Source organism: Dellaglioa sp. CoH-56-MRSF-13 (assembly GCF_056782095.1).
Window position 1 is genome coordinate 57,263 of the sequence record NZ_JBXAYC010000001.1, and the last position, 23,909, is coordinate 81,171.

Sequence of the window (23,909 nt, forward strand, 5' to 3'; positions counted from 1 at the left end):
GTTATTCCCCTACTCTATTCTAAATCTGGATTTTTCATATAGTATCCAACACCACGACGTGTTACCAACCACTCTGGATGGCTTGGATTATCTTCAACTTTTTCTCTTAAACGACGCATTGTAACATCAACCGTTCTGACATCACCGAAGTAATCATAACCCCATACCGTCTGTAGTAAATGTTCTCTAGTCATAACTTGTCCTAGATGTTGTGCTAAATAATGTAATAATTCAAATTCACGATGTGTTAATTCAATTTTTTCATCATATTTTGAAACCATATATGCTTCAGGATGAATGGTTAATTGTCCAACTTGTATTTCACTATTTTGTGGTTGTTCTTCTGTTTGAACACTCTCAATTGTTTTTTGTCTTCTTAAATTAGCTTTAACTCTGGCCACTAGTTCACGGTTAGAGAAAGGTTTTGTTACATAATCATCTGCACCTAATTCTAGACCTAAGACCTTATCGATTTCTCCATCTTTAGCTGTAACCATAATGATTGGCATATCGTAAGTTTTTCTAACTTGACGAGCAACTTCTAAACCATCCACTTTTGGTAACATTAAATCTAATAAAATTAAATCCGGTTCAACTTCTTTAACTTTTTCTAAGGCTTCTTCACCATCGTAAGCTGTATAAACGTCGTATCCTTCTTTAGTTAAATTAAATTTAACGATATCAGAAATTGGTTTTTCATCGTCGACAACTAATATTTTTTTCATATGTGGATCCTCCTTATAGGAAGCTGTAAAATTAAATCTAGATACAACTTCTTAACCCTCCATTATTATAGCCTATTCAATCATCATTGCCAAACACAGTGATTAAATTTACCCAAATCCTTTTTCGAAAAGTTATTGTCTTTTATTAGTATATATGATAATATATTTAACGTTGATGAATTATTATTAATGGTTTGGGTGGTTAGCTCAGTTGGTAGAGCAACGGACTCTTAATCCGTGGGTCTAGGGTTCGAGCCCCTAACCACCCATGGGTGCCAAACCCAACATATCGCAAGATATGTTGAAGCATCTAGCTGCGGCTAGGTGCTTTTTTTGTGTTCTCATTTACTTATTGATGTTTCACGTGAAACAAAAAAAGAGAAACCCTATCGGATTTCTCTTAACTAGATTTAAATCTTATTATTTGTTCAACGCTATTTAACCCGGTCATCATCTTTATTTACTACCTGAGAGGTCGTTTTTTTAACGGCATCTACCCCATCTGTTGTTTTTTCTTTAATAGTACTACCTGCATCAGATACACGATCTTGTAAACTTGTTTGTGAATCATCAAATTCTTTTGGTGTTTGAATGTCTACTACTTCAACATTCAACTCAATTAAAGCTAAATCTGTTGTTTCCTTTACTTGTTTATTAATAACTTCCGTTAACTGTTTATAAATATCATGTGCATTGTGCCCATATGCCATAATAATATTTAAATCAACCGCAACTTGTTCCTTGCCAACCTCAACGCCGATGCCATCTGTTGGATTATCACTATTTACAAGTTTATTTTTAATATTTGCGACAAATCCACCATCCACACCCAAGAGACCAGATACATTTTCAATTGCATAACCGACTATTTTTTGAATAACCTTGTCATCAAATGTCAATGTCCCCTTTGGTTCAGTCTTTGTTCCCTGCGTATTTGTTTTTTCTGTAGTCATAATTAAGACTCCTTTCGATTTTTAAAATAATCAATTTTTCCGCGTGAAAATTTTTGAAATAAATGACAGATCAATATCATATTCTTTAAATAGATAACCAATCCATCCTGCTAACAGTGTCACAATCATAATGATAATCGTCTTCCAAAATCCTACAGTTACAAGTAACGAGGATATGATAAATCCTAGAGCACTACCAACTCCAATATTAATTGACATTTTATCTTTCATTTATGCACACTCCCTCTTAAACTACCCGTGTAACTTTACGTTTTGAATTTGATTTTTTACTTACCTTAATATCTACTTTGATAGGAATATGACTAGATCCAGCTAATAGATCATTGAGATTCTCAGTTAATTCACTCGTAATACGAGGTAATTGTCCAACTGTAGACTGTTGGTAAACTGAATCTGCAACAATATGGATCTTTCGCTGACGTCGTGTATTCTTCAACGTAACTTTAATATTAGATAAGTCTTCACTAGACAACTTTGTCTTGATAAATTGGCTAATACCCTGGTTACTTAAAGCAAGTCTTCCTTCTTTAGTTTGCTTCAAAGGAATATCTGGTAGTTGCGCAGGCCACAAAAGTATTAACAAAAATATGAAGACTGTTAATAGCAATAACACAATCCCATAATAGAAGATAAAATCGTTACTCTGAAAATTTGTACTAACGTTAAAATGTTCAAGCATTTTAGTTATTTTCTCAATTATTTCTGGCCAAATCAGCAAGCTAAGCCCAATCAAGTATCCGAGGCTGACTATACTCAGAATAATTTTTTTACTCTTCTTCATAAACATACCTCTCTCTTGACTTGATTTACTTCCTTGCTTTTATACCAAATATAGCTGAAACAATTAAAACTAAAATTATCGCACCAATGATAGAAGGGATAATTGCCATTCCTGCCAAGCTAGGTCCCCAATGACCAAGGACACTTTGACCAAGAGCTGACCCAACTAGTCCAGCGATGATGTTACTTATCCATCCCATCGACTCACCGCGATTAGTAATCGCCCCTGCAACAGCACCAATAATAGCACCTACAATTAATGACCAAATCATAATATGTTCCTCCTTTGTTTATATTAAATAGTTATTTATTATATTAACTATTCGTTATATGTAATATACCATTATTTGAAATCGCTTGCAAATGAAACGATTTTATTACGCTCAATCTATGAAACTTAATGAATCTCTTTCCCAGGTACTTAAACTTATATACACCAAAAAATAAAGATAAATAACTATCTTTGTTTTCCTCGTTGCTTAATTAATCACATAAAGTTAAACAAAATAAGATCTATGAATATCTGAGTGAATAAGATGAACTGATAGGTACTATACTCACAAGATAAGCCTATTATTTATCTAACTTCGGCTAATAAAAAGAAATAAAAAAAACTCGCACTGCTTATTGTAAGCAGTGCGAGAACCCAATGAAATTACTATTTCTTTTTACGTTTGTCCATAACTTCATCTATTTTTTCTGCAACATCATCTTTGACATCTTCTAATTTATCTTTCGCTTTACCAAGGAAACCTTCCGCTTTACCTTTAACTTCTTCTTGCTTGTCTCCTGTCAATTTACCTTTAGTTTCTGTTACTTTACCCTTAATTTGATCTTTCTTTGCATCTAATCTATCTTCATTTGTCATCATGTTTCCTCCTCATAATATATTTGTCTACATACCGATAGTAACATCCAAAGAAAGCGTATGCAACATATTCGACTTATCAAATATATAAGTTATATAAATTTTTAAGCTCTAATTAATTAAGGTTATTTATCTACTTAGTTATTGATTAAATAAAAAAAAATCAAAGTATTAACTTTGACTTTTCTCACATTACTATCAACCTATTACTTATTTATGCCCAAACATCATCTAAAACATTTGTTTGATCACGATCGGGTCCAACTGAGAATGTTGAAATTTTAACATCAACGATTTCTTCAATACGTCTAATATAATTTCTAGCATTTTCAGGTAATTCTGCAAGAGTTTTCATTTGAGTAATATCTTCAGTCCAACCAGGTAATGTTTCATATACTGGTTTACATTGAGATAATTCTTTAAAACTAGCTGGATAACGATGAATAATTTCACCATTTAATTCGTATGCTGTACAAATTTTAACTTCTTTTAATCCAGTTAAAACATCAATACTGTTTAAACATAAGTTAGTCAATCCTGAAACACGTTTGGAATGATTCATAACAACACTATCAAACCAGCCAATACGACGTGGACGTTTTGTTGTTACACCATATTCATGTCCAACTTCACGGATAGTATCACCGATTTCATCTAATAGTTCAGTTGGAAAAGGACCATCCCCTACACGTGATGTATAGGCTTTGCAGACACCAACAACTGTATTTATTTGAGCAGGTCCAACACCAACACCGACTGTTGCGCCACCTGCAATTGGATTTGAAGAAGTTACAAATGGGTACGTTCCATGATCAATATCTAACATAACACCTTGTGCACCTTCAAATAAGACTTTCTTACCAGAATCTAGTGCATCATTAATAATAACTGACGTGTCCATTACGTATCGTTTCAAACGTTGGCCATAGGCAAAATATTCTTCAAAAATATCATCAAATTCAAGTGGTTCATGATCATATAATTTTGTAAATTCACGATTTTTTTGTTCTAAATTATTTTTTAATTTTGCTGAGAAAGTTTCTTTTTCCATTAAATCAGCAATTCTAATACCAATTCTAGCAGCTTTATCCATATAAGCTGGTCCAATACCTTTATTAGTCGTCCCAATCTTATCTTCTTTTTTAGCAGCTTCTTGTAAGCCATCAAGTAGAATATGGTATGGCAAAATAACATGAGCGCGGTCAGAAATACGTAAATTATCTCCTTTAACGCCGAGTTTTTGTAGATAATCAAGTTCTTCACATAAAGCTTTAGGATTCACAACAACCCCATTACCAATGATACTTAATTTATCTTGAAAGAAAATACCTGATGGAATCAAATGTAATTTGTAAGTGTTGCCTTCAAATACAATTGTGTGTCCGGCGTTATCGCCACCTTGATACCGTGCAATAACATCGGCATTTTGACTTAAGAAATCTGTAATTTTACCTTTTCCTTCATCGCCCCATTGGCTACCTACTACAACTACTGATGACATATTTTCATCCACCTCATAATTTATATTTTAAATTCATAAATACAATCCTAGAATATTATAGCAATAAAGCAGTTCAAATACAACTAAAATACGAACGTTTGTATTTTATATAAACATTTATCAACTATATAACGAACGTTTCTCTTTTTATTCAAAAAAAATATCCCACTAAGGAATATTTTCTAGCCTTCTGGTCTATAGGCAAGTGACGAGAATTTATTATATGATTTAACAAATAATAATTTAACTGTACCTCGTTCGCCACCACGGTTTTTTTCAATAATAACTTCAACTTCACCAACATTTTGGTCATCTTCATCCCTTGGATCAGGTAGATTCCCGTCTTCATCTTCATCAGTATCGCGTTCATAATAATCATCTCGATACAAAAATGCAACAATATCTGCATCTTGTTCAATAGAACCAGATTCACGAATATCTGATAACACTGGTCGTTTATCTTGGCGTTGTTCAACACCACGGGATAATTGAGACAATGCAATAACTGGAACACTTAATTCTTTCGCTAATTTCTTCATTTGACGAGAAATTTCTGAGACTTCTTGTTGTCGACTTTCGCGTCCTGAACCTTCAATCAACTGTAAATAATCAACAACGATTAACCCTAGTCCACCTTTTTCCTTCGCTAATCGACGGCATTTTGCCCGAATTTCAGCCATCTTTGACCCAGCAGTGTCATCAATAAAGATATTAGCCTTTGATAATGAATTCATTGCCACAATCAAATTTGACCATTCTGATTCGTCTAATTGTCCCGTTCGTAAGTGATTCGCATTAATACTACCTTCAGCACATAACATACGACTAACTAATGATTCTGCTGACATTTCTAAACTAAAAATAGCGACAGTTTCATCAGTTTTAGTTGCTACGTTTTGAGCAATATTCAACGCAAAAGCTGTTTTACCAACAGCCGGACGAGCAGCTAAAATGATTAACTCATCTGGATGTAACCCGGCAGTCATTTTATCCAACTCTGGATAACCTGTCGACAATCCAGTAATTGTATCGCCTTCTTTAGCTAACTTTTCAATATTTGTAAATGTACTTTTTAATACATCAGCGATAGCTTGAAAACCACTACTATTTCTTTTTTCAGATACGCTCATAATTTCACGTTCAGCATTATCTAAAAGCGTTGCAACATCATCATCTTGTGATAAACCCTTAGTTGCAATAGATGTCGCTGTCGCAATTAAGCGTCGAATCATTGATTTTTCTTCAACAATTTTAGCATAATACTGAACGTTCGCAGCCGTTGGTACAGAGCCAGCTAATTCAACAATATAGCTAACACCGCCAATATCATCCATTTGATTTTTAGAAGTTAAATTATCTTGAATCGTAACAATATCAATAGCTTCATCTTTATCATTCAGATCCACCATAGCCGCAAATATCAATTGATGGCGACGTTGATAGAAGTCTTCGGGCTCCAAGTATTCCATTGCCTCAACAAGAGCATCACTCTTTAAAAAGACAGCGCCCAAAACGGCTTGTTCCGCTTCAATATTCTGTGGTGGCGTTTGGTCTGTTAATAGTTCATTATTCATTTTATCGTGTTCTCCTTACTTCTAAAATCAAGAAAAAAGCTGGACAAAATCAAATTTTGCCAGCTTTTCAAATAAATACTACTTTAGTTATTAGCCGAAACATGAACACGAATCATTGCTGTTACATCAACATGTAACTTAACAGGTACATTCGTGAATCCTAAGGCACGAATTGGTTCTGGTAGTTCAACTTTACGTTTGTCGATTTTAATTCCGTATTGTTTTTCCATAGCTTGTACAATTTGCTTGCTAGGAATTGAGCCAAATAAACGGCCATCTTCGCCCGCTTTAGCTGTTAATTCAACAACTGTCTTATCATCTTCTAAAACGATTTTTTCATCTTTAGCTTCTTTTAAAATTTCTTCAGCTTTTTTTTCTTCAGCTTTTTGTTGTCCCTTTAAAGAACTCATTGCTGAATTTGTAGCTAATTTTGCTTTACCATTTTTAATTAAAAAATTTTGAGCATAGCCGCTTGGTACTTCTTTAATTTCTCCACGTTTACCTTTTCCGCGAACATCTTCTAAAAATATAACTTTCATAATCAACTACTCCTTAATTTCATCTTTTTTTGTCGTTAAAATATTAACTAATTGTTCTGCAGCTTCACTTACACTCACACCAGTTAACTGAGTCGCAGCATTTGATAAGTGACCGCCGCCGCCCATTTGTTCCATAACAACTTGAACATTAGTCGTCCCTGTACTTCTAGCAGAGATACTAACACGATTTTCTGATCGTTTTGTGACAACAAATGACGCTGATACACTTGAAATAGATAATAATGAATCTGCTGCCTGTGCTGCTGTAACTGGGTCATAAATCGTATCATCTTCACCCACACATAATGCTAAATCAGTATTAATGAACTCTACTTTATCAATTAAATGATTACGCTTCAAGTAACTATCAACATTTTCTTTCATAAAGTTTTGAACCATTGTTGAATCAGCCCCAACGGACCTTAAATAACTGGCTGCATCAAATGTTCGTGTACCCGTCCTTAATGAAAACGACTTCGTATCAATAATAATTCCCGTTAACATCGCAGTTGCTTCAATTTTATTAATTGGTTCACTATCTTTTGATTGATATTCAAACATTTCAGTAATCAGTTCACAGGTTGATGATGCATAAGGTTCAATATAAACTAACATTGGATTTTCAGGGAATTCTTCTCCACGACGATGATGATCAATAACCATCAGACGATTTTTAAGTTTTTCATACAATTCAGGACTACCAGAAATAGAGGGTTTAGAATGATCAACCATCACCAGTAAACTCTGTTCTGTTGCTTTTTCTACTGCTTCTTCAGGTGTAATAATATTATATTTGATATCAGGATATTGATCTAACTCTTCCATCAATCGTTGTACATCTGAATGAATAGCGGTTTGATCTAAAACAATCCAACATTTCATATTATTCATCAAAGCGATTCGTCTAATGCCCAAACAAGCTCCTACAGAGTCCATATCTGGGCTCTGATGTCCCATAACGAAGACTTGGTCCATTGGTTTCATTATTTCTTGTAACGCTTGAGAAATCATTCTAGCACGAACCCGAGTCCGTTTTTCCATCGGATTAGTTTTACCACCATAAAATCTTGCTTGCTCTTCAGGTGATTTAACGACAACTTGATCCCCACCTCGACCTAAAGCAAGATCTAAATTGCTTTGAGCTAATTTTGCAAGTGAATTCAAATCGCCATCGCCATAGGCAATTCCCATGCTCAATGTGAGCGGAAAGTTTTGTTTGGATGTCCGATCGCGAATTCGATCTAAAATTTTAAATTTTTCTTCTTCAATTTGTTGTAAAGAATGGGCATGAACTAAAATAAAAAATCGATCTGAATCCGTTCTTTTTAAATACATCCCATAACGACGCGCCCAATTAGATAACTCATTTGTGACAAAGTTACTTAAATTAGAAACATTCTTATCTGACATAGATTGCGTTACTTCATCATAATTATCTAAGAACACTTGACCGATAACAACGCGCTCTGCTTCAAATTCTTTTTCAATTGATGAATAACGCGTAATATCCATCAGGTAAGCAACATGAATATCATTTTGTATGATCATTTCAAAATCTTTTTCATGCCATGTTACTTTCACCAAGCCTTTAGTCTCAGCGTTATCTGTAATAATCGTCGATAACGATTCATCGACGCTCTCTATTTTCTTACCTAAAATATCATTTTTTTCAAAATAAGGTTGTAAGTATGGATTAACCCACTCAATCTCATTTTGTTCGTTAAAAATCAAAATACCAATTGGCATTTTGATAAGCGCTTCTTGTTCACTACGTTTAATACGATATGATAATTCCGATATATATTCATTAGTATTTGCCGTAATTTGGGACATAATATACATACTTGCGCTGGTAGCACCCAACGCAATAATTAACAATATAAGTCCTAAAAATAAATTAACTGTAAAAGACAGAACAACACTAAATAAAGACATAATTACGATAAAAATCGCAATCCATCTTAAGCGTTCATTCTTCAAAAAACTGGGAAGTTTCTCGTTTGAAAGGAACTTTTTCATAGTATCTCCTCATCTGTAAATCCTAGATGTTATCTATTTTATCACATTCCCCATTTACCTGCACAAATCTTGCTGATAGTACAAAAAAAGGGAAGACTATTTGCATAGTCTTCCCTAGATATTACTATTCTTCTGAAACGAATGGTAATAAGCCCATAATACGTGAGCGTTTAATTGCAATTGTTAAACTGCGTTGGTTTTTAGCGCTTGTTCCCGTAACACGACGAGGTAAAATCTTACCACGTTCTGAAATGAAACGTTTTAACAAGTCTGTATCTTTATAATCGATATAATCGATGTGGTTAGCTGCGATGAAGTCAACTTTACGTCGACGACGTGCGCCACCGCCACCACCTCTACGTTGTTGTTGTTGTGCCATGTGAGTTTCCTCCTCTAATTAGAATGGTAGGTCGTCATCAGAAATATCAATTTGTTGGCCATTATTTGCAAATGGATCAACTGTTGCTGAATCATTAGATTGCGTTGTGTTTGAATTATTATTCGAACTTGCGCCACCAAATGGGTTAGCATTGTTATTTGATGATGAACTTGATTGAGGAGCGCTGCTTTGATTATTAGCGTTACCTTGTTGTTGGCTTGATTGAGATTTTGATTCAAGCAACGAAAAGTTTTCTACGACAACTTCAGTAACATACACGCGAGTTCCTTGTTGATTATCATATGAACGCGTTTGAATTCGTCCATCGACACCAATTAAAGAACCTTTATGCGTAAAGTTAGCGAAGTTCTCGGCTGCTTTTCGCCAGATAACACAGTTAATAAAATCGGCTTCACGTTCGCCAGAAGCGTTCGTGAATTGTCGATTAACTGCAACTGTAAAAGTTGCAACTGCAGCACCACTAGCTGTGTAGCGTAAATCAGGGTCTCTTGTTAAACGTCCGACAAGTACTGTTCTATTAATCATAATGTATTGCTCCTCTCCGTTATTTTATTAAAATGAATTATTTTTCATCTCTGTTAATGATCATATGACGCAAGATTCCTTCATTAATCTTTGAAAGACGATCAAATTCGTTAATTGCGATATCGTCATCGGCTGTAGCATTAATGATATGGTAGATACCTTCATTATAACCGCTGATTTCGTATGCAAGACGACGTTTTGACCAGTCTTTTGAAGTAACGATTTCTGCACCATTACTTGTTAAAATACCATCGAAACGTTCGATCAAAGCTGCTTTAGCTGCTTCATCAAGATCGGTACGGATGATATAAGTAATTTCATATTTACTCATGACTGTTTACACCTCCTTATGGACTTTAGGTCCTTACCTCGTGGCAAGAACAAGGAAAGTTATCTATTTAATGCCATAGACACTTACGAACTAAAATTATATCACTGCCATTCACTTAAAGCAAGAAAATCCTAATTAACTACACACTTATTAAGTACGCCGTTAATTAGGATTTTATTTTATTTTTTTAATTTAGTTTATTCTAAGTCATTTGTTTCACTTTCAACGTCTGATACAACTGCATCTAAAATAGTAGTTGTTTCTTCAGGAGTAGCTTCAACTTTTGCCATTGTTGCAACTTTAGCATTCTCATCAATTCGAATTAAATGAACTCCTAAAGTAGCACGGCCCGTTTTTGACACGTTCTTCACATTAAAGCGAATCATAACACCTTGATCCGTAATTAACATGATATCTTCATCACCTTGAACGGTTGCTAACCCAGCAATTGGTCCATTCTTTTCAGAAATGTTAGCTGTCTTAATTCCTTTTCCACCACGGCCTTTAATTGCATAAGCCGAAGCGGGTGTTTGCTTACCGTATCCTTTTTCAGAAATGATAAATACGTGACTATCAGCAGCTAATAAATCAGCTCCTACAACGTAATCATCTTCTCTTAACCGAATACCACGAACACCAGAAGCAGAACGACCCATTGAACGAACATCATTTTCAGCAAATGATACTGCGTAACCTCGATGCGTTCCAATAATCATATTCTGCGTGCCATCTGTGATAGCAACGTTAATTAATTCATCTTCATCATGCAATTTAATCGCTTTTAAACCATTATTTCGTATGTTAGAAAATTCTGACACCGGTGTTCTCTTAACTGTTCCGTTAAGCGTCGTAAAGAAAAGATAACGTTCATCATTTTCTTGCTTGCTTACGTTGATAACAGCTTGGATTTTCTCACCAGAATTAACCCCTAAAAGATTAATGACAGGAATTCCTTTAGCTGTGCGTCCATATTCAGGAATTTCATACCCCTTCATACGGTACACTTTACCAGCATTCGTGAAGAATAGTAGGGTATCATGCGTTGATGTCGACACAAGATGTTCAATAAAGTCATCATCATGAACACCCATACCTTGAACGCCACGGCCACCACGGTTTTGTGCTTTGAATTCATCAGTTGCAAGACGTTTTACATAACCGTTATGCGTTAATGTAATCATAACTTCTTCTTCTTCAATCAAATCTTCATCTTCAAGATTCAATACTTCGCCAATTAATAATTCAGTACGACGTTCATCACCAAATTTAGCTTGTAAATCTAACAATTCTTGATAAATAATATCATGAATACGTGAGTCATGAGCCAAAATATCTTCAAAATCAGCGATTGATGCCATTAAATTTTGATATTCTTCTTCAATTTTTTCACGTTCTAAACCAGTTAAACGAACTAATCGCATATCTAAAATAGCTTGAGCTTGTTTATCTGATAAACCATAATTACCCATCAATTGATTTTTAGCAAGTTCACCCGTATTTGAGCTACGGATAATTCTAATAATTTCATCAATATGATCGAGTGCAATTCTTAAACCTTCAAGGATATGTGCGCGAGCACGTGCCTTTTTCAATTCAAATTGCGTACGACGACGGATAACTTTTTCTTGATGTTCAAGGTAATAAACAAGCATTTCCTTTAAACTTAGAACTTTTGGAATACCATTAACGATTGCTAGCATATTAAAACTGAAAGATGTTTGTAATAACGTTAATTTATAAAGGTTATTCAACACAACTGAAGCACTCATATCACGACGAATATCGATCACAATTCGTAATCCTTCACGATCAGACTCATCATTAATATCAGTGATACCTTCAATTTTTTTATCACGAGCTAAATCAGCAATACGTTCAATTAAACGTGCTTTATTAACCATGTAAGGAAGTTCATCAACGATAATACGTTCTTTACCATTCTTTTGTTCTTCAATTTCAACTTTTGAACGAATTGTTATTGTTCCCTTACCTGTTTCGTAAGCTTTACGAATACCAGATTTACCTAGAACAGTAGCCCCAGTTGGAAAATCAGGACCAGGGATAGCCTCCATCAAATCAGCCACAGTTGCATCAGGATTATCCATCAAAATATGTAATCCAGAAATAACTTCTGACAAATTATGTGGCGGAATATTCGTTGTCATACCAACGGCAATACCTGTTGCACCATTAACTAATAAGTTAGGAAAACGCGCAGGTAAAACAACTGGTTCATGTTCACTGCCATCGTAATTATCCATGAAATCAATGGTATCTTTATTGATATCACGCATCATTTCAACAGCTATTTTACTCATTCTAGCTTCAGTATAACGCATAGCAGCAGCGCCATCACCATCGACAGAACCAAAGTTACCATGCCCATCAACTAACATGTAACGGTAACTAAAGTCTTGGGCCATACGAACCATCGCTTCATAAATCGATGAATCACCATGAGGATGGTACTTACCCATAACATCCCCAACAATTCTAGCTGATTTTTTGTATGGTTTATCAGGCGTAATCCCTAATTCACTCATCCCGTATAAAATACGACGATGGACAGGTTTCAACCCATCTCGAACATCAGGAAGTGCACGAGCAACAATAACGCTCATAGCATAATCCAAGAATGATTTTTTCATTTCTCCGGAAAGATTAACATCTTTTATCCGGCTTGTAGCTGGTAATTCTTCTGCCAAAATTTTCAACCTCCTTTACGACTAAGTTTTTAAATATCTAAGTTTTCTACGTAAGTGGCATTTTTTTCAATAAATTCACGTCTAGGTTCTACACGATCACCCATTAACATATTAAAGACATCATTAGCTTCAATGGCATCGTCGACGTTAACACGTAATAAACGACGAGCATCTGGATCCATAGTTGTTTCCCACAATTGAGAAGCATCCATTTCTCCAAGACCTTTATATCGTTGAATAACGGGTTTTGGTGTTGGTGCCAATTGCCCTTGAATTTCTTCTAATTCTTCTTCAGTATCGACATAACGAATCATCTTACCTTGTCTAATTTGATATAAAGGTGGTTGCGCAATATACACGAATCCTGCTTCAACAAGTGGACGCATGTAACGATAGAACAGTGTTAATAATAACGTTCTAATATGGGCACCATCGACATCAGCATCAGTCATAATAATTAATTTATGATAATTAGCTTTTTCAACATTAAATTCGCCACCAAAACCTGTTCCCATAGCTGTAAATAATGAACGAATTTCTTCATTGGCTAAAATTTTATCTAAACTTGCTTTTTCAACATTCAAAATCTTACCACGAATCGGTAAGATAGCTTGTGTTAACCGTGAACGACCCTGTTTAGCTGAACCGCCGGCTGAATCACCTTCGACGATAAATAATTCACTAATTGCAGGATCTTTACTTGTATTATCAGCTAACTTACCGGGTAAGTTACTGATTTCAAGCCCACTTTTTTTACGTGTTACTTCACGAGCATGTTTAGCAGCTACTCGAGCTCTAGCAGCTAATAAGCCTTTTTCTACAATAATTTTAGCTTCTTTAGGATTTTCCATTAAAAACTTAGTAAAATGTTCAGAGAAAGTACGATCAGTAACCGTACGCGCATCTGAATTACCTAATTTTGTTTTTGTTTGACCTTCAAATTGAGGATCTGGATGTTTAATACTGACAACAGCCGTCAATCCTTCACGAACATCTTCACCAGAAAGATTAGCATCATTTTCTTTCATAAGATTATTTTTACGAGCGTAATCATTTATAACCCGGGTTAAGGCTGTCTTAAAACCAGATTCATGAGTACCACCCTCATAAGTATGAATATTATTTGTGAAAGTTAATAAATTACTATGATAATCATCTGTATATTGGAGGGCAACTTCAACAATAATCCCTTTTTGTTCACCTTCAACATAGATAGGTTCTGGGAAAATAACATCTTTATTTTTATTTAAGTATTCAACATAATGCTTAATACCACCGGCATAATGGAATTCTTGTAATCCGGGTCCACCATCACGTTTATCATCAATCGTAATTTTAAGGCCTTTATTCAAGAATGCTAATTCACGAATTCGCGTTGTTAATACTTTAATATCATAGACAGTTGTTTCCGTAAAAATATCAGAATCCGGTACAAAATGAACAATCGTTGCATGTTCATTTTCAGGTGCTTCACCTACAACTGACATCTCTGTTTTAACTTTACCGCGAGCAAAGTCCATACCGTAGACTTTACCTTCACGAATAACCTGAACATCTAGCTCAGTTGATAATGCATTAACAACTGAAGCACCAACTCCATGAAGTCCACCAGAAACTTTATAACCACCACCGCCAAATTTACCCCCAGCATGTAAAATTGTAAAAACGGTTTCAAGCGCTGGACGGCCTGTTTTTGCTTGGATATCAACAGGGATACCACGTCCATTATCACGAACTGTTATACTGTTGTCTTTTTCGACAACAACATTAATTTCATCGGCAAAACCAGCCAATGCTTCATCGATACCATTATCAATAATTTCCCAAACTAAGTGATGAAGACCTTGTGAAGCCGTTGTTCCAATATACATACCGGGACGTTTTCTAACAGCTTCAAGTCCTTCTAAAACTTGAATTTGGCTCGCATCATATTCTTTTGCTTTTTCTTCATGTAATTCTTCTGCTATTTCAGCTTGTTTCTCTTGATCAGTCAACTATATGTTCCTCCTCTTCGAGTAAGTTACCTTGATTAATATGAAAAATCTTAGGTTCATTAATTAACGATCTAGCAATACCACTTAAGTTTGGTGTTGTTAAAAATGTTTGAACCTTATTTTGAATCGTCTTCAAAAGATGTGTTTGACGCATATCATCCAATTCAGAAAGAACATCATCCAAAAGAAGGACTGGATATTCCCCAGTTTCCTCTTTCATTAACTCAATTTCGGCTAATTTGACTGATAATGCTGTTGTTCTTTGTTGTCCTTGAGATCCATATGTTTGAACGTTTTTGCCGTTAATTAAAAAACGCACATCATCACGATGTGGCCCAGCTAAGGTTGTCCCTTGAAATATTTCTTTTTTTATTGATTTTTTTAAATCATTTTGTAATTGCGTATACAACTGTTCAATCGTTTTTTCTGACGCGTTTTCCAAATGAGTGGCATACTCAAATGTTAACGTTTCAGCGGACTGTGTAATCTCTTCTTGTAATTGGTTAGCCCAGAATTCAAGTTGTTTAAGAAATATTAAGCGTTGATGTACAATTTCTGCGCCAAAAGCAGCTAATTGATCAGATAATACATCTAAAAAAACTAAATCTTGGTCTTTTTTATGCTGTAACTGTTTTAGATATTGATTACGCTGTTTCAAAATAGTTCGGTATTGACCTAAATTATATAAATAACGTGCATTAATTTGGCCAAATTCCATATCAACAAATCTTCTTCTTACTGATGGGGCACCCTTTACAAGGGCTAAATCCTCTGGTGCAAACAAAATCACATTGAACTGTCCAATGTACTGTGACAATTTGGCCTGTTCAAGATGATTAACTTTAGCTTTTTTACCTTTAGAATTAATTTGAATCTCGAGTGGCAATGACCCTACTTGCTTATTCACCCGACCTTGGATTATCGCAGCTGTCTTATCCCACTTAATCAACTCTTTATCATTATTCGTTCTATGACTTCGAGTCATTGATAACACATAAATTGCTTCCAATAAATTCGTTTTACCCTGAGCATTTTCACCAAGTAATATATTGATTGCTGGTGAAAATGAGATATTTAAATCTTCATAGTTACGATAATCCCTCAAGGTTAAATTTTCTAGATACATTGATAAGCCTACTTTTCGTCCATTGAATGCATCGTAATAATTGCAATACCTGGAACTTCAATAACATCGCCAGGGTATAATTTACGTCCACGTCGGTCTTCTAATTCACCATTTACAAGGACTTCATTTTCACGTAAAAACCATTTTGCTTCGCCACCAGAATTAATAATTGTTTCTGATTTCAAAACTTGTTGTAGCATCATGTAAGGTGTTTCTAAATAAATATCTGATTTCAATTGTCGTCAACCTCCATTTTCTTCCTTTTCTATTATACCTTTTTTTTCGCAAAATTACAATTTCACATCTCATTTTAAGCCGATTTAAGCGATTTAAGTTTTAATTAGTCTTTTTACTCTAAAATTACTTAAAAGGCTATATTTTTAATTAAATGACTACAATTCACTATTGCCTTATTTTTTTAGTCAAAATCAAACCATAAAATTCATTTCTCACTTTTAATATAATTTACCTAAAAAAATAGAGTAAAAACAGTTTTATTGGCTGCTTTTACTCTATTTTTATTAGTTATTCATACACGAACAATTAATTAGAATGTTCGAACTGGTGTAATTAATTGAATAAATTGCGTTGTATCTTCAGTTGGGACTAAGGTAAATGGTCGTAATGGTTGTGTAAACGCAACTTTAATTTCAGTTTGTCCAAATGATCTTAAAGCATCTTTCATATAGTCTGGATTAAATGAAATTTCAAGATCATTTCCTGATAAATTGCTAAATTCTAATGCTTCCTCAACATTACCAACATCAGGCGAGTTACTATAAATGACAACTTTTTGTTCTGCCGTATTAATCGCTAGTTTAACAACGTTATTACGGCTTTCATGTGATAGTAATGACGCACGTTCAATTGCTGATAATAATTTAGGCGCATTAAACTCAATGTCTGTAGCTGATTCTTTAGGAATTAGACGAGTTGTATCAGGATAATTTCCTTCTAATAAACGTGAATAAAATGAGGTATTTCCAAGAATAAAGAGTACTTGGTTTTCTGAAATACGCATTTCAATATCTGGATTAGAATCGTCAATCATTCGTGATAATTCTACTAAAGATTTACCAGGAATAATAACATCATATTTTGCATCGTTTGCGCCTTCCAATGTAATTTTACGTTGGCTCAAACGATGACTATCTGTTGCGACTGCTAAAAACTCACCATTTTCAATGACAAAGTGAACACCAGTTAAAATAGGGCGACTTTCTTGGTTAGAAACGGCAATAACAGTTTGGCTAATAATTTGTTTTAAGATTGATCCCGAAAAAATTAAATTATCATCAGTATCAATTTCTGGTAAGTGAGGATAGTTATTTGCATCTAACCCATTAATATTGAATGAGGCTGATCCAGAAGTAATCTCAGTTTGATAACCATCAGTCACTGTTAATGAAAAAGTATCTTGCGGTAATTTTTTAACAATTTCGCTAAAGAATCGTGCAGGTAGCACAATTTCACCAGTTGATTCAATTGTTAAGTTATTAGATTCATCTTCAACAGATAAAAAAGTTTCAATAGAAACATCTGCATCACTACCTGTTAAAAGTAAACCAGAAGCAGTTAAGACAACTTTGATACCCGTTAATATAGGAATTGTTGTTTTTGAAGAAATAGCTCTTTGAACATCTGTTAATTGTTTAATGAATGCTGATCGATTAATTGTAAATTCCATAGTAAATCCTCCGGTAAGTTTAGTTATTAATTAAGTAATAAAAGAATAGAAGCAGTAGTAGGGCCTGTTAATCATGTTAAGAAATACGTTGGGACCATGTAAATAAAAGAATTCACATGTGGATAACCTGTGAGTAAACAAGCCGCCTTATCCACAATTGCCCACAACTATTATTGGTTAAGTTCACTCTTAAGATCTGAAATTTGACGCTGAAGTTTGTCATCAGTTTCTAACATTACAGCAATTTTTTCGTGAGCATGAATAACCGTTGTATGATCCTTACCACCAAATTCAGATCCAATCTTAGGTAAGGAATTGTCGGTAAGTTCGCGACTTAAGTACATAGCAATTTGACGTGGCATAACAATTGCTTTAACACGTTTTTTTCCTTTTAAATCGCCCACAGTAACGTGGAAATATTTAGCAACCCGATCTTGAACAATAGCAATTGAAATTTCATTTGATTTATCTTTTAAACTTAAGTTTTTTAAGGCATCGGCGGCTAAACTCGTTGTTATTTCTGAGTTTGATAAGGTCGCGTACGCTTGTACTCTAACCAAAGCGCCTTCAAGTTCACGAATATTCGAATCGATTTGGCCAGCAATATAACTTAATGTATCATCTGGTATTTCAAGATTTTCAGCATCAGATTTATTTCTTAAAATAGCAATTCTAGTTTCTAAATCAGGAGGGGTTATATCAACTGAAAGACCCCATTTAAAGCGAGATATAAGACGTTTTTGTAATTTTGGTATTTCGTTTGGTAAACGATCAGATGATAAGACAATTTGTTTTTTATCATCATATAAAGAGTTAAATGTATGGAAAAATTCTTCTTGTGTTGATTCTTTATCGGCAAAAAATTGAATATCATCCACCAGTAAGAGATCAACACTACGATATTCTTTTCGGAAATCTTCGGGCGTATTATTTCGAAGTGAGTTAATGAAGCCGTTAGTAAATGCTTCACTTGTAACGTATTTTACTTTTGCATCAGGATTGTTTAGAAGCATTTGGTGACCAATTGCGTGCATTAAATGGGTTTTACCCAAACCAACACCACCATAGAAAAAGAGCGGGTTGTACAAGCGGCCAGGTTCTTCAGAAACAACCAAAGCAGCAGCGTGGGCCATCTGATTACCTTTTCCAGTAACGAAGGTACTAAAGGTATATCTATCGTTTAATTTGGCATCACGCATAAAGGTAGGGACATTATCGTTATTAGAGTTTGAACTATTTGATACTGCCATATTTGATTGGCCGCCCGCGGTTAATTCACCCTTTATTTTTAAAACGGGATTGATTTCTTCACCAGTTGATTCGTAAAGAAACGCAACAACTTTTGGTGCTAGATGTTGTATCCAGTAAGTTTTATGTAGCTGGGAGGGTAGCTCAATAATAAGGTCGTTATTAATAAATTGTTTTGGTTCAGCTGATGAAATCCAAGTTTCGTAACTAACAGGGTTGAGTTGCGTTTTGAAATAATCAGTCAGTGAGGACCATAAATTTTCGAGAGTAAGCACAAAAAGCCTCCTTGTTTAAATAAATCGTAACTACAGTTTAGCATTTTAAAGAAGGGTTTTCCACAGGTTTAAAAAAATGTGTAAAAAATAATAACAGGGTCATTAATAAGTTTTCCACAGGGGTGGGCATAAAAAGATAAACCAGTTTTGTTTGCCATGTTATCCACAAATGAGTGATTGAAATAAAGTATGTTATTAAAGGATTTTCATTAGTTATTAACAGTTTTTAGTTAAGGGTGTGTATAACTTATTAACAGGCTGTTTATTGTGAAAAAGTGTGTGTTCCGAGTTGTGGACGACAAGATGTGTTTCACAACTCATCCACAACTAAAAAATAAATAGCGAAAAAGTGTGGATAACTAAATTACATTGAATTCTAATAATTTTCTTTCATAGAAGAAAGAAGTATGGTATTATATTCCGGTAAGTGAAATTGACGTCACTGGTATCTTATTTTTATCAAGATACCGATTAGTTGAAACATTAAGTATTTAAGGAGGTGCCTAAATTATGAAAAGAACATACCAACCTAAAAAACGTCACCGTGAACGCGTGCATGGTTTCCGTAAACGCATGAGTACAAAAGGCGGCCGTAACGTCTTAGCACGTAGACGCCGTAAAGGTAGAAAAGTATTGTCTGCATAGACCACTGATTTCAGTGGTTTTTTTTATTACAAAGATACAGTATCTATTTAACTGGAGATATTACATGAGAAAATCATATCGCGTTAAAAAAGAAGCAGAGTTCCAAACAGTTTTTAAAAAAGGTCAATCTTGTGCGAACCGAAAGTATGTTATATATATGATGGAAAAACCAGAACAAGCTCATTTTAGAGTTGGAATTTCAGTTGGAAAACGTATTGGGAATGCTGTTGCTCGTAATTGGGTTAAACGCCGTATTCGTCAATCGTTGTTAGAATTGAAACCAGATCTTAAACAAGATTGCGATTTTTTGGTTATTGCTAGACCATCTGTTGCTTGGTTGTCGCAAGAGGAATCCAAGAAACAATTAACACATGTTTTAAAAATAGCTAAAATTTTAGACTAATAAAGTGAGCGAGGGTATTCTTGTGAAAAAGAAGAGTAAGCGATTTTTAGTCCTATTAAGTATGTTGGGGTTAATGTTAGTCCTAGCGGGATGTAGTACAACACCAATAACGGAAAATAGTACAGGAATTTGGGATGGCGGTATCATCCTCAGTTTCTCTAGGGCTATTATTTTCCTTTCAAAATTATTTGGTGGGAACTATGGTGTTGGTATTATCATCTTTACCATAATCATTAGGGTTATTTTATTACCATTAATGATTTATCAAACAAAAAGTATGCGTAAAACAGCTGAAGTTCAACCTCAATTGAAGGCACTTCAAGCTAAGCATTCTGGTAAAGATGCTGCAACTGTTCAAAAATTACGTGAAGAACAACAGAAATTATATGCAGAAGCAGGCATTAATCCTGTTGCTGGATGTTTACCATTATTAGTACAGATGCCGATTTTATTAGCTCTTTATCAAGCTATTTTGAGAACGAACGTTTTGAAGACGGGTGAATTTTTATGGTTACAGCTTGGTGATAAAGATCCGTACTTCATCTTACCAATTTTTGCTGCAATCTTAACTTACTTTGTTTCTAAGTTGGGTGTTATGTCCCAACCTGAAGCAAACTCAATGTCAACGATGATGGTTTATGGTACACCAATAATGATTCTTGTGACAGCTGTTAACTTACCATCAGCCTTGTCATTATATTGGGTTATTACCAATGCATTCTCAGTTGGACAAACATTGTTAATTAATAATCCATTTAAAATTACACGTGAACGTGAAGAAAAAGTACGTCTTGAAAAAGAAAAAGTACAGGCTATTAAAAAAGCGAAAAAGAAAGCTTATAAGGGCCGTAACAAAAAGTAATTTTTGAAAACCAAAGTCCATTTAGTGGCTTTGGTTTTTTATTTTGGATATAATTACATAAAAGGTTAACAAGAGGAGGATTAAAATTGAGAAAATTAACAAAATCTAATAATAGAATTATTGCTGGTGTTGTCGGTGGTATTGCTGAATTTTTTAACTGGGACCCAACATTAACAAGAATAGGGTACGTTCTTTTAAGTGTCCTGAGTGCAGCATTCCCTGGTATTATTGTTTACATCATATGTGCAATAGTCATGCCAAATGCATCATCAAACTATAGATAACTAAAAATGCGTAACCAGAATATATCTGGTTACGCATTTTTGTTTCACGTGAAACATTTTAGAAAGTTGCTGTATCTGGATCTTGAGCATGACCAACAACACCATCTAGAGAGTTGATTTCTGCCATGTCTTCATCAGATAATTCAAAATCAAATAAATGAGTATTTTCTTCAATTCTGTCAGCATGAACAGATTTGGGAAGTGGTAAGAATCCATTTTGTAATGACCAACGTAAGGTAACTTGTGCAACACTGCGACCAATACGATTAGCAATTTTAACCATTGTTGGTTCCGTAAAGATAGCACCAGTTCCTAATGGGCTATAAGCTTCTAATTGAATATTATGCTTGTGACAATAATCAATTGTCTCTTTGGGAGTATCACCAGGAGCTAATCTAATTTGATTAATCATTGGTGTAATTGTTTGTGTTTCTTCCAAAATTTTAAAATGACGAGGACGGAAGTTAGAAACACCAATGGCTTTAATTTTACCTTCATTATAAAGATCTTCAAATGCACGCCATGTTTCTTGAAGATGACTTTCCCAATTATCTTCACGATAAGCAGCAGGATTTGGCCAGTGAATCAAGAATAAATCAAGGTAATCAACACCTAAATCTTTTAATGTTCGTGCAAATGCTGTTTGTGTTTCATCGTACGTATGAGCTGTATTAGCTAATTTACTTGTTAAAAAGATATCTTCACGAGCAACACCGCTTTCGGCAATACCTTCTCCAACACTACTTTCATTGTGGTACATTTCAGCAGTATCTAAATGTATGTAACCAGAAGCTAATGCTGATTTTACAGATGCTTTAGCAACATCACCACTTGGTGTTTGCCAAGTACCAAAACCAACAACAGGAATTTTGACACCATTTGCTAATTCATATGTGTCTGTTAATTTATTCATAGAATTAATCCTCCGAGTTTTTATATTTAGTATTTTCATTATAGGCTGAGTCCTATAGATTTTGTCAAATGAAAGAACTTTTCAAAAAAATCGTTCTGAAAAAGGGTATAGATAAGGGGTCAATTAGTGCTATAATATAACGATGATAATTATATTTGGAGGATGAACATGCCCATATTTACTGGAAAAAATGTTGATCAAGCTGTGAGTAACGGTTTGGCTGCATTAAAGCTTGAAAAAACACAGATTGAAATTAAAATAATCAATGAAGGTAAGTCTGGATTTTTATTTTTTGGCCGCAAAAAGGCAGAAGTTGAATTAATTGAAAAAAAAATAACAGAAAAACCAGTAAGCAAGAAAATTATTGATGAAAAAAAAGATAGTGTTACATCAAAGCCTCTAACAGCAGCAGAAAAAGCTGCTAGAAGTCAACTTAATGAAAAAGCAGTTCATGATGTTGGTTATTATTTGGCCGACATTACAGAATTAATGGGTATTGATACAGAAATTAATGTTCAATTTGAGCGCCGTCAGGTAACATATGATTTTAATACGAGTAAACAAGGATTATTAATTGGTAAACACGGTAAAAGTTTAAATGCTTTGCAATATTTAGCACAAGTTAATATGAATCAAAAAGCAGTTAGCAGAATGAATGTTATTCTAGATGTTGGTGGCTACCGTAAACGTCGCGAAGAAACGATTGAGCGCCTTGCAATTAAAGTGGCCAAGGATGTTATTAGAACGGGTGAGACGGTACAATTAGACCCGATGCCTGCTAACGAACGTAAGCAAATTCATTTTTATTTAGCACGAAATAACCGAATCAAAACAACATCGATTGGAACAGAACCTAAGCGCTCAGTAATTGTAGCGCCTAAAAATAAAAAATAGTCAGTAATAGAAGGGAGTCCCCACCCATGGCTTTAAAACATGATCCAGAAAAATTAGAAGATGAACTATGTTTTGCTATTTACACAGCACAAAAAGATTACAATAAATTTTATACAGAATCACTGAAGGAATTTAGCTTAACGTATCCGCAATATATTACGTTACTTTCATTGTGGGAAACGTCACCTGTTATGGTGAAGGAACTTGGTGCGAAGTTACATCTAGATAACGGAACATTAACACCACTTTTAAAACGTATGGAAAAGGATGATTGGATTCTTCGGACTAGAGATCCTGAGGATGAACGCCGTGTGAATGTCTCATTGACTGGAAAAGCTAAAAGAAGTAAACATAGAATTATGAAACAAATGTCGAATTGTTTTACTTCATTTGATATGACTGAAGAAGAATATCTTGGTTATGTTAATGAATTAAAAGTGATTACTAATAAATTAGAAAATCGCGGTATTCGTGGTTAGTGAATTAGAATCATCAAACAGACTTGTTGACAAATGTCGGTAAAAAAAGTATATTATTGGCATTGAACTTAATATTAGATAAAGTAGTGAAGGTGCTTTATCCACGTCCTTTTAGGGCGTGGAGTGGGCCCTTTTTTTGTTTGAAAAAATTTAAAGAA

Annotated in this window: 26 protein-coding genes and 1 tRNA gene; 7 read left to right on the forward strand and 20 right to left on the reverse strand. The window is 34.4% G+C overall.

All coding sequences use genetic code 11. The annotated features are described in order from the left end of the window. Nucleotides 1-14: 14 nt before the first annotated feature. A complete protein-coding gene (gene yycF, locus AC1RP1_RS00265; protein WP_409021860.1) occupies nt 15-725 on the reverse strand; it encodes a response regulator YycF in 711 nt (236 codons plus the stop codon). A 196-nt stretch (nt 726-921) separates the two neighbouring features. Here yycF and AC1RP1_RS00270 point away from each other — a divergent pair. Next, nucleotides 922-994, forward strand: a tRNA-Lys gene (locus AC1RP1_RS00270). Between the two features lie 165 nt (nt 995-1,159). Here the strand turns inward: AC1RP1_RS00270 and AC1RP1_RS00275 are convergent. From AC1RP1_RS00275 to dnaA, 18 genes are all read right to left on the reverse strand, one after another. After that, nucleotides 1,160-1,678, reverse strand: a complete 519-nt coding sequence (locus AC1RP1_RS00275) for an Asp23/Gls24 family envelope stress response protein (RefSeq protein WP_481761092.1) — start codon at nt 1,676-1,678, stop codon at nt 1,160-1,162. 30 nt (nt 1,679-1,708) lie between these two features. Beyond that, nucleotides 1,709-1,909: a DUF2273 domain-containing protein gene (locus AC1RP1_RS00280; RefSeq protein ID WP_409021858.1), complete on the reverse strand. Its 201-nt coding sequence runs from the start codon at nt 1,907-1,909 to the stop codon at nt 1,709-1,711. A gap of 16 nt (nt 1,910-1,925) precedes the next feature. Then, the gene (amaP, locus tag AC1RP1_RS00285) at nt 1,926-2,480 is read right to left on the reverse strand and encodes an alkaline shock response membrane anchor protein AmaP (RefSeq protein WP_481761091.1); all 555 of its coding nucleotides are present in this window, start codon (nt 2,478-2,480) and stop codon (nt 1,926-1,928) included. 25 nt (nt 2,481-2,505) lie between these two features. Next, on the reverse strand, nt 2,506-2,751 hold the full coding sequence (locus tag AC1RP1_RS00290) for a GlsB/YeaQ/YmgE family stress response membrane protein (protein WP_409021856.1): 246 nt from the start codon (nt 2,749-2,751) through the stop codon (nt 2,506-2,508). 386 nt (nt 2,752-3,137) lie between these two features. Beyond that, nucleotides 3,138-3,347, reverse strand: coding sequence for a CsbD family protein (locus AC1RP1_RS00295; protein WP_409022828.1), 210 nt, complete (start codon nt 3,345-3,347; stop codon nt 3,138-3,140). Nucleotides 3,348-3,561: 214 nt separating this feature from the next. Further along, complete coding sequence (locus tag AC1RP1_RS00300) at nt 3,562-4,848, reverse strand: adenylosuccinate synthase (protein ID WP_481761090.1); 1,287 nt, start codon at nt 4,846-4,848, stop codon at nt 3,562-3,564. 182 nt (nt 4,849-5,030) lie between these two features. Further along, nucleotides 5,031-6,422 (reverse strand): replicative DNA helicase, encoded by a 1,392-nt coding sequence (gene dnaB, locus AC1RP1_RS00305; RefSeq protein WP_481761089.1) that lies wholly within the window; start codon nt 6,420-6,422, stop codon nt 5,031-5,033. Nucleotides 6,423-6,505: 83 nt separating this feature from the next. Continuing rightward, nucleotides 6,506-6,961: a 50S ribosomal protein L9 gene (gene rplI / locus AC1RP1_RS00310; protein ID WP_481761088.1), complete on the reverse strand. Its 456-nt coding sequence runs from the start codon at nt 6,959-6,961 to the stop codon at nt 6,506-6,508. A 6-nt stretch (nt 6,962-6,967) separates the two neighbouring features. Beyond that, nucleotides 6,968-8,980, reverse strand: coding sequence for a DHH family phosphoesterase (locus tag AC1RP1_RS00315; protein ID WP_481761087.1), 2,013 nt, complete (start codon nt 8,978-8,980; stop codon nt 6,968-6,970). 124 nt (nt 8,981-9,104) lie between these two features. Then, the gene (rpsR, locus tag AC1RP1_RS00320) at nt 9,105-9,359 is read right to left on the reverse strand and encodes a 30S ribosomal protein S18 (protein WP_057974148.1); all 255 of its coding nucleotides are present in this window, start codon (nt 9,357-9,359) and stop codon (nt 9,105-9,107) included. A gap of 18 nt (nt 9,360-9,377) precedes the next feature. After that, complete coding sequence (gene ssb / locus AC1RP1_RS00325) at nt 9,378-9,905, reverse strand: single-stranded DNA-binding protein (RefSeq protein WP_409021851.1); 528 nt, start codon at nt 9,903-9,905, stop codon at nt 9,378-9,380. A gap of 37 nt (nt 9,906-9,942) precedes the next feature. Beyond that, on the reverse strand, nt 9,943-10,236 hold the full coding sequence (gene rpsF, locus AC1RP1_RS00330) for a 30S ribosomal protein S6 (RefSeq protein ID WP_409021850.1): 294 nt from the start codon (nt 10,234-10,236) through the stop codon (nt 9,943-9,945). 197 nt (nt 10,237-10,433) lie between these two features. Continuing rightward, on the reverse strand, nt 10,434-12,884 hold the full coding sequence (gene gyrA, locus AC1RP1_RS00335) for a DNA gyrase subunit A (protein WP_481761147.1): 2,451 nt from the start codon (nt 12,882-12,884) through the stop codon (nt 10,434-10,436). Nucleotides 12,885-12,970: 86 nt separating this feature from the next. Further along, nucleotides 12,971-14,908 (reverse strand): DNA topoisomerase (ATP-hydrolyzing) subunit B, encoded by a 1,938-nt coding sequence (gyrB, locus tag AC1RP1_RS00340; protein ID WP_481761146.1) that lies wholly within the window; start codon nt 14,906-14,908, stop codon nt 12,971-12,973. Nucleotides 14,909-14,927: 19 nt separating this feature from the next. Next, nucleotides 14,928-16,061 carry a DNA replication/repair protein RecF gene (gene recF / locus AC1RP1_RS00345; protein ID WP_409021849.1) on the reverse strand — a complete coding sequence of 378 codons (1,134 nt, stop codon included), beginning with the start codon at nt 16,059-16,061 and terminating at the stop codon, nt 14,928-14,930. Between the two features lie 8 nt (nt 16,062-16,069). Next, a complete protein-coding gene (gene yaaA / locus AC1RP1_RS00350) occupies nt 16,070-16,297 on the reverse strand; it encodes a S4 domain-containing protein YaaA (RefSeq protein WP_057974154.1) in 228 nt (75 codons plus the stop codon). 311 nt (nt 16,298-16,608) lie between these two features. Beyond that, nucleotides 16,609-17,748, reverse strand: a complete 1,140-nt coding sequence (dnaN, locus tag AC1RP1_RS00355) for a DNA polymerase III subunit beta (RefSeq protein WP_481761086.1) — start codon at nt 17,746-17,748, stop codon at nt 16,609-16,611. Between the two features lie 170 nt (nt 17,749-17,918). Continuing rightward, the gene (gene dnaA, locus AC1RP1_RS00360) at nt 17,919-19,271 is read right to left on the reverse strand and encodes a chromosomal replication initiator protein DnaA (protein WP_481761085.1); all 1,353 of its coding nucleotides are present in this window, start codon (nt 19,269-19,271) and stop codon (nt 17,919-17,921) included. A 510-nt stretch (nt 19,272-19,781) separates the two neighbouring features. On the opposite strand from dnaA, the gene rpmH reads away from it, so the two are divergent. From rpmH to AC1RP1_RS00380, 4 genes are all read left to right on the forward strand, one after another. Beyond that, a complete protein-coding gene (gene rpmH, locus AC1RP1_RS00365; protein ID WP_057974157.1) occupies nt 19,782-19,916 on the forward strand; it encodes a 50S ribosomal protein L34 in 135 nt (44 codons plus the stop codon). A 64-nt stretch (nt 19,917-19,980) separates the two neighbouring features. Beyond that, entirely contained in the window at nt 19,981-20,319 is a 339-nt protein-coding gene (gene rnpA / locus AC1RP1_RS00370; RefSeq protein WP_409021846.1) for a ribonuclease P protein component, read from the forward strand. 22 nt (nt 20,320-20,341) lie between these two features. Further along, a complete protein-coding gene (gene yidC / locus AC1RP1_RS00375) occupies nt 20,342-21,181 on the forward strand; it encodes a membrane protein insertase YidC (protein ID WP_481761084.1) in 840 nt (279 codons plus the stop codon). 86 nt (nt 21,182-21,267) lie between these two features. After that, nucleotides 21,268-21,465, forward strand: a complete 198-nt coding sequence (locus tag AC1RP1_RS00380; RefSeq protein ID WP_409021843.1) for a PspC domain-containing protein — start codon at nt 21,268-21,270, stop codon at nt 21,463-21,465. A gap of 58 nt (nt 21,466-21,523) precedes the next feature. On the opposite strand, the gene AC1RP1_RS00385 is transcribed toward AC1RP1_RS00380, so the two are convergent. Then, the gene (locus AC1RP1_RS00385; RefSeq protein ID WP_481761083.1) at nt 21,524-22,378 is read right to left on the reverse strand and encodes an aldo/keto reductase; all 855 of its coding nucleotides are present in this window, start codon (nt 22,376-22,378) and stop codon (nt 21,524-21,526) included. A gap of 168 nt (nt 22,379-22,546) precedes the next feature. Here AC1RP1_RS00385 and jag point away from each other — a divergent pair, with 168 nt between their 5' ends. Together jag and AC1RP1_RS00395 are read left to right on the forward strand one after the other, a co-directional pair. Continuing rightward, nucleotides 22,547-23,272, forward strand: a complete 726-nt coding sequence (jag, locus tag AC1RP1_RS00390; RefSeq protein ID WP_481761081.1) for an RNA-binding cell elongation regulator Jag/EloR — start codon at nt 22,547-22,549, stop codon at nt 23,270-23,272. A gap of 26 nt (nt 23,273-23,298) precedes the next feature. Continuing rightward, the gene (locus AC1RP1_RS00395) at nt 23,299-23,751 is read left to right on the forward strand and encodes a MarR family winged helix-turn-helix transcriptional regulator (RefSeq protein WP_481761080.1); all 453 of its coding nucleotides are present in this window, start codon (nt 23,299-23,301) and stop codon (nt 23,749-23,751) included. Nucleotides 23,752-23,909 lie beyond the last annotated feature (158 nt).

Excerpts from the sequence above, each read along its gene's own strand:
- dnaB (WP_481761089.1), bottom strand. The coding sequence starts at position 6,422 with ATGAATAATGAACTATTAACAGACCAAACGCCACCACAGAATATTGAA.
- recF (WP_409021849.1), bottom strand. The coding sequence starts at position 16,061 with ATGTATCTAGAAAATTTAACCTTGAGGGATTATCGTAACTATGAAGAT.
- AC1RP1_RS00315 (WP_481761087.1), bottom strand. The coding sequence starts at position 8,980 with ATGAAAAAGTTCCTTTCAAACGAGAAACTTCCCAGTTTTTTGAAGAAT.
- AC1RP1_RS00300 (WP_481761090.1), bottom strand. The coding sequence starts at position 4,848 with ATGTCATCAGTAGTTGTAGTAGGTAGCCAATGGGGCGATGAAGGAAAA.
- AC1RP1_RS00280 (WP_409021858.1), bottom strand. The coding sequence starts at position 1,909 with ATGAAAGATAAAATGTCAATTAATATTGGAGTTGGTAGTGCTCTAGGA.
- ssb (WP_409021851.1), bottom strand. The coding sequence starts at position 9,905 with ATGATTAATAGAACAGTACTTGTCGGACGTTTAACAAGAGACCCTGAT.
- amaP (WP_481761091.1), bottom strand. The coding sequence starts at position 2,480 with ATGAAGAAGAGTAAAAAAATTATTCTGAGTATAGTCAGCCTCGGATAC.
- AC1RP1_RS00385 (WP_481761083.1), bottom strand. The coding sequence starts at position 22,378 with ATGAATAAATTAACAGACACATATGAATTAGCAAATGGTGTCAAAATT.
- AC1RP1_RS00395 (WP_481761080.1), top strand. The coding sequence starts at position 23,299 with ATGGCTTTAAAACATGATCCAGAAAAATTAGAAGATGAACTATGTTTT.
- rpsR (WP_057974148.1), bottom strand. The coding sequence starts at position 9,359 with ATGGCACAACAACAACAACGTAGAGGTGGTGGCGGTGGCGCACGTCGT.
- AC1RP1_RS00295 (WP_409022828.1), bottom strand. The coding sequence starts at position 3,347 with ATGACAAATGAAGATAGATTAGATGCAAAGAAAGATCAAATTAAGGGT.
- rplI (WP_481761088.1), bottom strand. The coding sequence starts at position 6,961 with ATGAAAGTTATATTTTTAGAAGATGTTCGCGGAAAAGGTAAACGTGGA.
- rpsF (WP_409021850.1), bottom strand. The coding sequence starts at position 10,236 with ATGAGTAAATATGAAATTACTTATATCATCCGTACCGATCTTGATGAA.
- AC1RP1_RS00290 (WP_409021856.1), bottom strand. The coding sequence starts at position 2,751 with ATGATTTGGTCATTAATTGTAGGTGCTATTATTGGTGCTGTTGCAGGG.
- jag (WP_481761081.1), top strand. The coding sequence starts at position 22,547 with ATGCCCATATTTACTGGAAAAAATGTTGATCAAGCTGTGAGTAACGGT.
- yycF (WP_409021860.1), bottom strand. The coding sequence starts at position 725 with ATGAAAAAAATATTAGTTGTCGACGATGAAAAACCAATTTCTGATATC.
- gyrA (WP_481761147.1), bottom strand. The coding sequence starts at position 12,884 with ATGAAAAAATCATTCTTGGATTATGCTATGAGCGTTATTGTTGCTCGT.
- rpmH (WP_057974157.1), top strand. The coding sequence starts at position 19,782 with ATGAAAAGAACATACCAACCTAAAAAACGTCACCGTGAACGCGTGCAT.
- rnpA (WP_409021846.1), top strand. The coding sequence starts at position 19,981 with ATGAGAAAATCATATCGCGTTAAAAAAGAAGCAGAGTTCCAAACAGTT.
- dnaN (WP_481761086.1), bottom strand. The coding sequence starts at position 17,748 with ATGGAATTTACAATTAATCGATCAGCATTCATTAAACAATTAACAGAT.
- AC1RP1_RS00275 (WP_481761092.1), bottom strand. The coding sequence starts at position 1,678 with ATGACTACAGAAAAAACAAATACGCAGGGAACAAAGACTGAACCAAAG.